12 protein-coding genes are annotated in these 12,079 nt (G+C 46.9%); 3 read left to right on the forward strand and 9 right to left on the reverse strand.

Annotated elements, in window-relative coordinates; genetic code table 11:
• Positions 1–306: 306 nt before the first annotated feature.
• From E5342_RS11945 to polA, 4 genes are all read right to left on the reverse strand, one after another.
• Positions 307–1,164 (reverse strand): T9SS type A sorting domain-containing protein, encoded by an 858-nt coding sequence (locus E5342_RS11945; RefSeq protein WP_246867104.1) that lies wholly within the window; start codon positions 1,162–1,164, stop codon positions 307–309.
• A 212-nt stretch (positions 1,165–1,376) separates the two neighbouring features.
• Complete coding sequence (locus tag E5342_RS19750; protein WP_236651505.1) at positions 1,377–1,835, reverse strand: S1 family peptidase; 459 nt, start codon at positions 1,833–1,835, stop codon at positions 1,377–1,379.
• Between the two features lie 19 nt (positions 1,836–1,854).
• Complete coding sequence (locus E5342_RS11955; RefSeq protein ID WP_121736720.1) at positions 1,855–2,286, reverse strand: hypothetical protein; 432 nt, start codon at positions 2,284–2,286, stop codon at positions 1,855–1,857.
• 440 nt (positions 2,287–2,726) lie between these two features.
• The gene (polA, locus tag E5342_RS11960) at positions 2,727–5,492 is read right to left on the reverse strand and encodes a DNA polymerase I (RefSeq protein WP_135959453.1); all 2,766 of its coding nucleotides are present in this window, start codon (positions 5,490–5,492) and stop codon (positions 2,727–2,729) included.
• A 101-nt stretch (positions 5,493–5,593) separates the two neighbouring features.
• Here polA and E5342_RS11965 point away from each other — a divergent pair, with 101 nt between their 5' ends.
• Positions 5,594–6,568: a polyprenyl synthetase family protein gene (locus tag E5342_RS11965; protein WP_121736750.1), complete on the forward strand. Its 975-nt coding sequence runs from the start codon at positions 5,594–5,596 to the stop codon at positions 6,566–6,568.
• A gap of 164 nt (positions 6,569–6,732) precedes the next feature.
• Here E5342_RS11965 and E5342_RS11970 read toward each other — a convergent pair whose 3' ends face one another.
• The gene (locus E5342_RS11970; RefSeq protein WP_246867105.1) at positions 6,733–7,899 is read right to left on the reverse strand and encodes a T9SS type A sorting domain-containing protein; all 1,167 of its coding nucleotides are present in this window, start codon (positions 7,897–7,899) and stop codon (positions 6,733–6,735) included.
• Positions 7,900–8,025: 126 nt separating this feature from the next.
• Positions 8,026–8,331 (reverse strand): hypothetical protein, encoded by a 306-nt coding sequence (locus E5342_RS19755; RefSeq protein ID WP_236651503.1) that lies wholly within the window; start codon positions 8,329–8,331, stop codon positions 8,026–8,028.
• Between the two features lie 522 nt (positions 8,332–8,853).
• On the opposite strand from E5342_RS19755, the gene E5342_RS11975 reads away from it, so the two are divergent.
• Both E5342_RS11975 and E5342_RS11980 read left to right on the forward strand, forming a co-directional pair.
• The gene (locus E5342_RS11975) at positions 8,854–9,717 is read left to right on the forward strand and encodes a hypothetical protein (RefSeq protein WP_135959454.1); all 864 of its coding nucleotides are present in this window, start codon (positions 8,854–8,856) and stop codon (positions 9,715–9,717) included.
• Positions 9,698–10,219 carry a hypothetical protein gene (locus E5342_RS11980; protein ID WP_135959455.1) on the forward strand — a complete coding sequence of 174 codons (522 nt, stop codon included), beginning with the start codon at positions 9,698–9,700 and terminating at the stop codon, positions 10,217–10,219. Before E5342_RS11975 ends, E5342_RS11980 begins: the two co-directional genes overlap by 20 nt.
• A 115-nt stretch (positions 10,220–10,334) precedes the next feature.
• On the opposite strand, the gene deoC is transcribed toward E5342_RS11980, so the two are convergent.
• Genes deoC through dtd form a run of 3 tightly spaced genes read right to left on the reverse strand, consistent with a single transcriptional unit; the run spans position 10,335 to position 12,065 of the window.
• Entirely contained in the window at positions 10,335–11,273 is a 939-nt protein-coding gene (gene deoC / locus E5342_RS11985; protein ID WP_135959456.1) for a deoxyribose-phosphate aldolase, read from the reverse strand.
• Between the two features lie 4 nt (positions 11,274–11,277).
• Positions 11,278–11,610, reverse strand: coding sequence for a nucleotide pyrophosphohydrolase (locus E5342_RS11990; RefSeq protein ID WP_008778912.1), 333 nt, complete (start codon positions 11,608–11,610; stop codon positions 11,278–11,280).
• Between the two features lie 2 nt (positions 11,611–11,612).
• Positions 11,613–12,065: a D-aminoacyl-tRNA deacylase gene (dtd, locus tag E5342_RS11995; RefSeq protein WP_121736724.1), complete on the reverse strand. Its 453-nt coding sequence runs from the start codon at positions 12,063–12,065 to the stop codon at positions 11,613–11,615.
• Positions 12,066–12,079: the final 14 nt, after the last annotated feature.

Here is a 12,079-nt window from a genome sequence, read left to right on the forward strand (position 1 = left end):
AGATGCCAACCTAGAGAAAGAAGCTTACCCAAGGCAGATTGCCGATACATTTTCTCGTACCAAATATATTTGATTTTTTCGATATAAACAAGAACTATGCCCTGAAGATAAAAGAATAGATGTGGATCTTTCATTAGAGAATCAAGCTCGGTATGAAAATTTATTGGATGGATGATTCGGGAGAAGCGGGGGGGAGGCGTCTTGTCTCGCTCCCCCCGCTTTCCTATGGGGGCTTGTCAAATTTCGTCGGTCTTAGTCCCTGCGGGGGATGGTGTGGGATGTTAGCTTTAGCCGGCTTCTCGATCCTTATCGGATGATAAGCTGCTGCGTGAGTTTCTTGCCGTTCACGATGACAAGGACGAAGTAGCGGCCGCTTCGAAGGTCGGATACGGGTATGTCTACCGTGGGCCAGTCGAAGGTGTATTTCTTCATCAATGCGGTTTCCGACCAGATCTGTACCTCGTACTTTCCTCCCTCGGCTACGGTGAAGGTGGCCGGTACGCGCGGATCCGGCGTGTTCACGTCGTCCAAGGTGAGGGTCACCACGTTGGTGGCGGGATTCGGGGTCAGCGAGAAGCTATAGTTGGAGGAGCAATCCACGGCCTCCACCTCGCCGGTAGTTACCCAATCCCCGTTCTTGCAGCCCAGCAAGCGCGCCTCCATCGTGTACCAGCCTTGCGAGAGCATATAATTCAAGGTATTTTGTCCTTTGGATGCGGTTGTAGTCATCACGACTTGCAATCCCGGGTATTTCTTGAGACGTACCTCGTAGGAGTTCAGATCATAATCAGACTCGATCGAGAAGTAGTTCCCGGAGTGGCTCGTACACCACGTGTCGCTGTTCCCGTTCACGGAATTTCCGTAAGAGATCGTGCAAGAGGTATATCCTCCGCTGATGAGCTTCCGCTCCACGGTTTTCGTGTAGCTCCCACTCTTGATCGTGGCTTTCAGCACGGCCGTTCCGTTCCCGGTAGAGGAGACCGTACAGGAGGGATTGCTTTGCGAGGTTATTCGCAAAGGACCCGTGCAAGACCAAGTAACCGTGGAGTTCGGATAACTTACGGAGAATGTCGAGGCGGTACATACTTGGTCCGAGCCTCCGGTGATGGAGACCGGGTAATGGGGGAGAAGGAAGTCGAGGATGTAGGAGGTTTTTACAGCCAAAGAATGATAAGTGGTAGGAGAACTAGCTTTTGTTAATCCTATTAAAATATATTTTTGTAAAGAGGAATCCCAAATAGCCCATGGTCCACCACTATCTCCTGATGAAACTTGCTTTGCGTTTGCAAGGCCAAGAAATTCTCCATTTTCAATAGGATATGGAGCTTCTGAATTATTAACAATCGTGATGTTTGTTTTTTGTAATTGGTCTGGATTTACTCCTGATGCATTAATACCCAACCTGTTATAAAAACGGTGTTTCCTACATTGTATAAAGAGGATTTATTTGAATTAAGGATATCTATTGTTTTAATATTATTACCGATAGGTAGATTTCGAGATAATATTAGTAATGCAGCATCTAATGTAGGATGACAAATAACTTTTGAAACCCCATATCGGCTGGATGCATTTAATTCTGAACGTTTAGAAATACCTGCTCCAACTTGGATCTGTGAGGTTGTAGCTTTTTCTACTACATGAGCTGCTGTTAAAATTACATTAGGAGCAATGATAGATCCTCCACCAAACTCTCCATTACTTATTTGGATTAGAACTTGCCAAGGGGCTTCTGATATATTTGCGTTAGAACCTCCAATAATCCGTTGTTGGGCATTTATTGTCCAAGATAATACAACGAATAAAACACTTAAAATAAAAATATTTCTTTTCATAGCACTTATAAATTAATTATCAATTCAATTCTTTAAAGTCCGCTTTCAGCGAGACGCAATGAACCGTGGAGTCGGGCATTGAGCAAAGTGATTGCCGATAGGAATCGACATAGAAGAGCATTTGGATCCGTAGCTTTTTCCCCGGTTGATCCTTGTAGGGGGTAAGCCAGTCGTTGTGGCAATAAACGAGTGAATCTTTCCAGTTTTCTCTCGTGGGCATTTCCTCGATTCTCAGGAATATGCCGGGCGTGTCGCAGTCCGTCTGGGTTACGATGACGTTCGCTTCCTCGGGAAGGATGCCTAGTAACCAGCCTTTCAGATGCTCCGCGTCCTCCCATTTCCCGGGGAAAGTCTGCCACTCGTCTTTCTCGTCATCCCCGCATCCCGTGGCGAGGGAGAGGAGGAGGCCCAGTGCCAGGGCGAGGCTCCATCGGTTTTTCTTTTTTTCCATGATTGTACGTATTTGATAGGTTTCTTTTATTCCGTAGTACCCAGGCTATAGGATCTTGCTATAGTCGAGGGAGCTGAGAGGCTATATCGCGATGTCTTGATTGCGGTATCGAGTTTCTTGTCGCTTCCATGTGCTATGCTGGAAATAGAATAGCACTTCGTAAGGTCGTTTACTTGCATTTGGTGTTTTTAGATTGTATTATTCCATACTCAATGAGATTTAAAGTGAATACTAAGTATTAGTTCAATTCTTCGATCTTAGCGGATCCCAGGCTTACGTAGGTGACGCTGGAGTCGGGGATGCAGAGAGGGTAGCGTTGCGCTTTTGTCGCAAAGTACAAGAAAAGCCGCAGTCGTTTGCCGGTGCTTGGCGGAGATAACGTCACAATATTAGGGAAAATAAACCGGAATGGCAAGCGCGTCCCGGTTTATTTTCGAATGTCAATGTGCCTCTAGCCAGTTCTGTCCCTCGCCGCAATCGGCGATCAAGGGGACTTGTAGTTTCATGACGTTTTCCATTTCCTCTAGCACGATTTTCTTTACCTCCTCGGCTTCCTCTTTGTAAACGTTGAAGTTTAACTCATCGTGTACTTGGAGGATCATCTTGCTTTTCAATCGCTCTTTCTCAAAGCGTTCGTAAATGCGTACCATCGCTAGTTTGATGATATCGGCGGCGCTTCCTTGGATAGGGGCGTTGATTGCGTTTCGCTCGGCATAGCCGCGTACGACAGCGTTGTGTGAGTTGATATCCGGCAGGAAACGCTTGCGCTTGAAAATGGTCTCTACGTATTCTTTTTCCTTGGCTACCTTGACGCTCTCCTCCATGTATTCCTTGATACGGGGGTAGGTGTTGAAATAACCGTCTATCAACTCCTTGGACTCGGAACGAGGGATGCCCAAACGTTCGGCGAGCCCGAAGACGGAGATGCCGTAGATGATACCGAAGTTGGCGGTTTTCGCTTTCCGGCGCATATCGCTGCTTACTTCCTCTACTGGGATTCCGTAGATCTTGGCGGCTGTGGCGGCGTGGATATCCGCTCCGCTTTGGAAAGCCTCGATCATATGCGGGTCACCGCTCAGGTGGGCCATGATACGAAGCTCGATCTGGGAGTAGTCGGCGGAGAAGAAGAGGCAATCCGCGTTGTCCGGGATAAACGCCTTACGGATCTCGCGGCCCAGATCGTCCCGTACCGGAATGTTTTGCAGGTTCGGATTGGTAGAGCTGAGGCGACCGGTAGATGTCACCGCTTGATTGAAAGAGGTATGTATCTTTCCAGTCTGCGGATGGATCAACTCGGGGAGGGCGTCGATATAGGTACTTAATAATTTTTTAAGTCCGCGGTATTCGAGGAGTTTGCCGATGATGGGATGCTTGTTGCGAAGTTTCTCCAAGACATCCTCGCTGGTACTGTAACCGCCGGTTTTGGTCTTCTTCGCTTTCTCGTCCAGCTTTAAGCGGTCGAAAAGGATCTCGCCGACCTGTTTCGTGGAGTTGATGTTGAATTCCGTGCCGGCCAGCTCGTAAACCTCCTGCTCCAGTTTGTTCATGGAGGCGGTAAGTTCTACGGAGGATTGTTTCAACGCTACCGTATCCAACGTGACGCCGGTGGCCTCCATTTCCGCTAATACATATATTAATGGCATCTCGATCGTGGTGAAGAGGGATTCCAGTCCTTCCTTCTTCAACTCGGGCGCGAAATAATTCTTTAGCTTGAGCGTGATGTCCGCATCCTCGGCGGCATATTCGGCGATTTGCTCCACGGGCACGTTTCGCATCGATAGCTGGCTCTTTCCTTTTGGACCGATCAGTTCCTCGATGGGAACGGTTTGGTACTTGAGATAGGTCTCCGCTAAGTAATCCATTCCGTGCCGCAATTCCGGATTCAGCAGGTAATGGGCGATCATCGTATCGAACAGAGGGCCGGCTACCTTCACGTTGTATTTACGGAGTACCAAAATATCGAATTTGATGTTTTGCCCGATCTTTAATGATTTCGGATTTTGCAGGGCAGGGGAGAAGCGTTCCACCACTTTCGCCGCCTCTGCTGAGTTGGCGGGAACAGGAACATACCAAGCCTCGTTTTCTTTCACGGCGAACGACATTCCGACCAATCCGGCTTTCAAGGGATCGATGCCATCGGTTTCCGTGTCAAAAGCGAAAAATTCTTGACCCAATAAAAAGCGGGCTAAATCGGCTTGTTTTTCCTCTGTATCAGTTAAATAATAGTTGTGAGGGGTGGACTTTAAGTCCGTGAGAATCGATTTTTTGGAAGCTTCCGTACTCTCGGGCGTAAAAACCGCGAACAGATCGCCTTGAACGGGGCCTTTCGGAGCGGCTTTGACCGGCTCAGAACTTAGTTTGTTAATAAATGTTCTAAATTCCAATTCTGTGTAAATCTCAGTTAGCCGCTCTTCGTTTGGCTTTTCACGGACGCAACGGGCGGCATCGAACTCGATAGGGACATCTGTCTTGATCGTCGCCAAGAATTTGGAGAAACGGATTTGCTCGGCGTTCTCCTCCACCTTCTTCTTTTGTGCGCCTTTCAGCTTATCAGTGTTCGCTAATAGATTCTCGATGCTTCCGAATTCGGTCAATAGCTTTTGTGCGGTCTTCTCGCCGACACCCGAACAGCCGGGGATATTATCGGAAGCGTCGCCCATCAGTCCCAGCAAGTCGATCACTTGCTCCGTACTCGTAAGACCATATTTGTTTAATACCTCGGGTATGCCCATGATCTCGTAGTCTCCTCCGAATTTCGGGCGGTACATAAATATATGTTCGGATACCAGCTGCCCGTAATCCTTGTCCGGTGTCATCATGAAAACATCGAAGCCTTCCTTCTCTGCCTGCTTGGATACGGTGCCGATCACATCGTCCGCCTCGTAGCGGGGTACTTCCAGTATCGGGATATTATAAGCCTCTATGATTTCTTTGATGATAGGGACGGATTGGCGGATCACTTCCGGCGTCTCTTCCCGTTGTGCCTTGTATTGCTCGAAGGCCTCATGGCGGAAGGTCGGTCCCTTCGGGTCAAAGGCCACCGCTATATGAGTCGGGTTCTCACGTTTTAATACATCCTCCAGGCTGTTGATAAAACCGAAAATGGCGGAGGTATTCACACCCTTGGAGTTGATACGCGGATTCTTGATGAAGGCGTAATAGGAGCGATAAATTAACGCATACGCATCTATAAGGAATAACTTCATTACTTTTAACACGTTTTAGTGGGACAAAATCTGGGTAAATGTACGAAAAAACTCGCTTACTCGATAGTTTTTGTTACTTTTGCGAATCTTTGCATGGAATTATGGATGAAAGAAGGAAAATAGAAGAACCGGTTTCCGCTGAATTTGAACGTTTCAATAAGGATTTCGAGGCATCTCTACGCAGCGAGACAACCCGATTACAATCGGCTATCGACGTTATACTGAATTCTACCGGGAAGCATGTGCGTCCGTTATTGGTGCTCCTTACCGCCAAGGTCTGTGGACAGGTTACGGATAACACGATCAATTCCGCTGTTTTGCTGGAGCTTTTGCATACCGCTACATTGATTCACGATGACGTGATCGATGAGACGAAGCAACGTCGTGGCGTTCCCTCATTGAACGCTATCTTCGATAACCGTATTTCCGTGTTGGTAGGTGATTATGTGCTTTCTACCGCTTTGATCCGTTCCATACAAACCGGCGATTTGCGGATTGTCGGGATTATCTCTAATTTAGGCAGAGACTTGTCCGAAGGTGAGATCAAGCAATTGGAGACCGCCGAGGAGAGTATCTTAGACGAGAATTGTTATCTGCAAGTTATCAAGAAGAAGACGGCTACCTTGCTTTCCGCTTGCACGGAGATTGGGGCCATTTCATCGGGCGCCTCTGCGGAGGTGATTGCTCTTTGCCGTGAGTTTGGCGAGTATCTGGGGTATTGCTTCCAGATCAAGGATGATATCTTTGATTATTTCAAGGAGGCGAATATCGGTAAGCCGACGGGAAATGACATTCGTGAGGGTAAGGTTACGCTTCCATTATTATATGCCTTGCGGCAGGGTAGGGAAGAGGAGGCCGCCCGTTATTTGGATATGATTTTTCGGAAAGACTTTGTGGCGGAGAATGTCGATTCCTTGATCGAGTTCGCTAAGGCGAATGGTGGAATCGAATATGCCGAGGCTCGCATGAAGGAATATCATGATAAAGCGGTCGATGTTCTTTTGAGATTACCCGAATCTGAGGCACAGACATCCTTGATCCAACTGGCCGATTATATCATGACTCGCTCGAAATGATTTCATTTTGGGGGATAAAATATTTTTTTCGAAAAAAAAGCGTTTTCGTTTGGTAGTATAAAAATAAGGCGTATATTTGTATTCGAAAAACGTAAATTTTTTCATAGTTAAGGTTTTGGTTAGGGAGGAATTGCTTGTGAGAGTGATTCCTCTCGTTTTTTATGTCAGTCGCTGTCCCGGATGGCTTGTATGGTTTGCGCTCCCTTATCCGTATAGAGCAAGAATACATACATTCCTTGCGGTAAAGCAGCCGTATCAACGATCTCGCCGGGCTTGCGAATACTATTCATCAATTTGCCGTTTGCCGAATAAATGTCCAATCGGTCTACCCGTGTACTATTTGATATGTGGATTTGTGAACGGAATACGATAGGGAAGATCTCTATGGGGTTTTCTTCCACATCCTCGATATCTACAGTACCTCCGGCGAAAGCTTCGATAGCCCGGCTTTCCTCCTTATTGTATTGTGTGGTTACGGCATACTGGTAACTGTCAGAAATAGCGTTTTTATCGGTATATTGAGTTTGCGAAGATGGTAAATCCGCTAGTTTCGCTTGATCCCGATAGACATTGTATCCGGTTATCTCGGGGAATTCCTGAGGTATGCCTACGTTATTCTCATTGGAAACAGACAGTTCTGAGCGAAGAACAGAGGCTATGCGTCTGGATCGTTCTAGCGTGATGGTGCTCGAGATGGAGGCCGATCGCTTTCCTGCTGGCAACTCGCCCTCTTCCGAAGAGACAATGAAGGATAATATAAAGTTGAAATCAAGATCATCGGATGCCTGTAAGGTTTTCCATTTGACACCATCCATGGATATGAGATTTCCTTTGCCATCTATGGCCGGTGTGATCGCTTTTCGTGTACAGCCAACCATCGTCGTTGAATGGTAGTCCGCTATTTCAGAATCATTGCTATAACCGATATGTTCCTTATTGAATATGAATACCCACTGGTTGAGTTCCTCACTTGTGGCAGTTGCGCTTCCGTCTGTGGTTTGGGAGCAATGAAAGGCAGACAATATATAGGGCTTCTTGTCTTTGGCTGTATTGTTCACTAACGAACCGGAGCAAATATAGGCCATTCCATCGATCAGTTGAACCATGTGGCATACCCCTTTTTTCTGTTTTTGCCAAAGAGTTCCTTCCTCGCAATTGATGTTGACCATGCAAGGGCCGGAAGGCTCGTAACCTTCCTTCCAGTCCCAGTCGGAGCCGGGGGATACGACGGATAAATGGTTGTATCCGTATCCGATGCCGCTAATTTTCAGCCGGGGCATTTCCCCGGAAGGGGCGGCTGCGTATTCGAGGATTAAGTCATCACCGGCCACGAATCCGGTGGCATATTCTTTGGTAGGAGGGTTTGTCCGTCCGGTAAAAGCTCCTAGAACGTGGGTCTTATCGGCGTTATAGACAAATAATCTGCCACCATCGGGAATATGGAAATCACTATAATATTAAGATAAGAGCGATGGCTCCTTTGGCACGTAGGTGTAATTGCTAGATTCGTGTTCCGTCGGTATTAATTTAGCGACGGCTAAAGGGGCTCCTTGACTAGCTCGCCAAGCATCCACGATCTTCAGGTCCTCCACACTAAAGTTTACGGGGATTTCTACTACGGATGGAGTACTCTTTAAGGAAGTAGGAAGGTTGAAACTGAGAGGTAAACCTCCTTCATTGATTTGGGCGTGTGCTTTCAATGAGCCAGACAAACAGGTGACGGAGACCAAAAGCGATGTAAATAGAGTACGCAGATGATTCATATAATGAATATTTTAGAGTATGTTTTTGCAAGAATCTAAATTACGGCTAAAGATATGAGTTTTGTATCAGTCGCCCAACAGTTTCTTGGTAATTAGTATTTGTTACTTTAGCGTATCTTCTTTTCTCCCTAAGTGAAAAACGCTCCGTTCCCATATGAATTCTTGTCTGGTTGCGTATGAATTCTTGTTCGCATGCTGTATAATTCTACAAACCACGTCGTGGTTTGTAAAGATCACGTCATGGAATATACAGACCACGCCGTGGGATGTACATCCCACGGCGATCATTTAAGAATAGATCAAGCGGTAAGTAGGTTTGTATATAGCGAAAAGAATGTTTATTGCTTGAGGATACGAACAATTATACGTAGAGCCGCGATGACAGCATATGTCAACCAAGAGATGTGCGACTTGAACAAGATAGAGGAAAGAGAAGGAAAAACTAAAGTAAATAATTTGAAAAATAAAAAAATACCTTATATTACGCACGATTTTATTTATTAACACAAACACCTATCTGTTATGAAAACAAGATTTATCAATCTAGGAATTGGCTTGCTGGCCTTGGGAGTATCTTCCGCTTGGGCGCAGGAGTACAAGGTGTATGATATTGGCACTTACCGCTTGCCCGACATCACGAGGAACGAACTGGATTTCTCGCTGCATTCGGAGGGGAGTTTCAATGATTATACAGGGACGGATGGGGTTGGCAGCTTCCTTGGCGGAGACTTTGAGGTAAGTTTTAATCGCTATCGAAACGCTCGTTCTTTCTGGGGTACGCATAATGCCGCTGTTTCTTTTTCCGGCGATTATAATAAGACTATTTTTGGTGAGAAGCGGGGAGACTATTCGCTCGGGTTGTTTTATAGTAATAGCAGCCGTTTCTATGGCGATGATTACGAGGGACTGTTTTTTGAGACCGGAGGTGCCGCCTCGTTTTCCATGGCTGGAGACAAAATATTCGGCGCAGTAGAGGAGGAGGAGAGGAATACCTTTAAGAAGGTGACTCTATCGATCCCCTTACGGGTGGGAAAGGGTCGTATCGAGCGGGTGGAGGATGCCCGGCAGGCGATCTATATCTTAGAGAACCTCTCCAAGCGAAAAGTCTTGAACCGTAAGTTGACCGATGAGGAGATTGACGAATTTGCCAGGCTGATATCTACGGTGAAGAACAAGCGTTTCTTCGATGCTCGTTTGCGCATGATTGATGAGGTTACGGCGGTGGATTCTTTTCTGGTTCGCAGTGGTGCGTTGACTTCCGGTGGGGCCTCTTATTTTACTACCTTGTACGACTATTGGATGTATGGCGACCTCTTCAAGCGGAAGTCCGGCACGGAGATCAGTGGGGGGGGTAAGGCCCGGATTCGTGTACGACGCAAGCGATAGCCCCGATCCAAGCTTCCACAGGAATCGTCTTAAGGAGGCTTCCATTTTGGCCGATATATCCTTCGATTATGAGAAACCATTGAGTTTGTATTGGCAAAACTCGGCCAGTGCATACCTGTCTGGCTGTTATTCGCGCAGGAATGAGCAAATAAAGGATCATTTGTACAACGAATTAGAGTATAAACGAGACGATTACGCTGCACGTTTGGGCGGTCGCTACGCCTTCGGTTATTATCCGAACTCGCGGACGAATATTAATCTCGGCATCGAGGAAGTGCTAGGATGGGATAAGTCTAAATGGGATGATCCGGCGGCAGAGCCTCAATCGTATGTGAGCACGAATACATCACTTACTTTGGATCTGTACTATTATTTCTCGCCTCAACTACGCTTGGCGGCCGAGGGGCGGTTGATCCATTGTTATAAAGGGGATGGGGTGATAGACCATTATACCCGTTGGCAAGGTAACTTTGTGCTGACTTTGACATATTCGCTGTTCTGATGATAGTCTTTAAAATACGAGATTCCCTTTGGAAGCGATTGGTTCTGCCTCCGAAGGGAATCCCATTTTTATCGGGTATGATCGTATTGTGTCCGAACTTGGTTTAAGCGTTTGTTTAGGCACTTAATCTCTTCTCGATGTCGCCAACCAGGCTGCTTGCCCCGATGCGGAACAGATCCTTGTTCAGCCATTCGTCGCCCAATATTTCCTTGACGATCGTGTAATATCGAACAGCATCCTCGGCCGTGCGAACACCGCCGGCAATCTTGATGCCTACTTTATTTCCCGTGATGGAATGATAGGTCTTGATGGCCTTGCATATGGTATAGGCGGCCTCGAAGGTCGCTCCCGGATACCCTTTGCCGGTGGAGGTCTTGATGAAGTCCGCACCGGAATACATGGCTAGGATGGATGCCTTTTGGATGTTCTCCGCTGTGACTAAAGCTCCGGTCTCTAAGATTACCTTTAGATGGGCGTGGCGGCAGCTCTCCTTGATCTCTTGCAATTCCTCCGTCAATTCCTCGAAATTCTCTTCCATGAAGTAGCCTAGGTTCATGACAATGTCGATTTCATCGGCTCCTTGCATGACTGCCATGGCCGTCTCGGCGATCTTGACTTCCGTAAATGTCTGTGAGGAGGGAAAACCTCCGGCAACGGATGCGATCTTGACCTCTTGTGCGGTAAGTGCCTGCTTAACCGTTTCCACGAATAGGGGATAGACGCAGATAGCGGCTACGTTCGGGACATCCGGACGAGTTCCCTCAAAATCATTTACCGTGTCTACCATCTTCCAGATGCTTTCTTTGGTGTCTAGACTGGTCAATGAGGTCAAGTCGATGCAGCCATGAATCGTTTTCAATACTTCCGGTGTAAAGTTCTCTTGGAAATGTTTCTCTAAAAGAGCGTTTACAGCCTCGGTAGTCCGGGTATCCGGCAGGGCCGGCTCAAACTTATTGAAAGCTTCATGATAACGGTCTATCTGTACGGAATTTGATTCGTGTTCATGTTCATGATGATGATCATGTCCACATTCGCAATCGTGATGATGTGCCATATGCTTATAGTTTTTGATTGTTTATATGTCGTTCTTTATCTCGGTCTGTTTTCTTTTGGAGATTCTTCTCGAAAGCGGCGGTAAGGTCTACTCCGGTCTGGTTGGCGAGGCAAAGCAGTACCCATAAGACATCTGCCATTTCATCGCCTAAATCCCGGTGTTTGTCACTTTCCTTGAAAGACTGCTCGCCGTAGGTACGTGCCATGATACGTGCCAGCTCGCCCACTTCCTCGGTGAGGATAGTCATATTGGTAAGCTCGTTGAAATAACGGACCCCGTAGGTCTTGATCCAAGCGTCTACCATTTGCTGGGCTTGTTGTAAGGTTATATCTGCCATACTTATTCTTTATTTTGAGAGTCGATCATAATAGTAACCGGCCCGTCGTTTAAAAGTTCAATTTTCATATCCGCTCCAAATGTTCCGGTTTGTACGGGTTTTCCGAGTTGAAGCCCTACCTCTTCGCAAAAAGCCTCATACATCGGAATGGCGATATCCGGTTTAGACGCTTTTAAGTAGGAGGGACGGTTCCCTTTTTTCGTAGAGGCGTGCAAGGTAAATTGGCTGACAACCATGATCTCGCCTCCCGCTTCGATAACCGAGCGATTCATGACCCCGTTTTCATCGTCGAATATGCGTAGGTTGGTGATCTTTTTTGCCAACCATTCAATATCTTCTTGCGTATCCTTGTCTTCGATACCGACTAATACCAATAGCCCCTTTCCGATCTTGGATTTAAGCTGCCCGTCTATCGTGACGGAAGCGTGCTGCACACGTTGTGTAACTGTTCTCATCTTGTTCGCTTTTT

The organism is Parabacteroides distasonis, assembly GCF_004793765.1.
In the GTDB taxonomy this organism is placed as follows: domain Bacteria; phylum Bacteroidota; class Bacteroidia; order Bacteroidales; family Tannerellaceae; genus Parabacteroides; species Parabacteroides distasonis_A.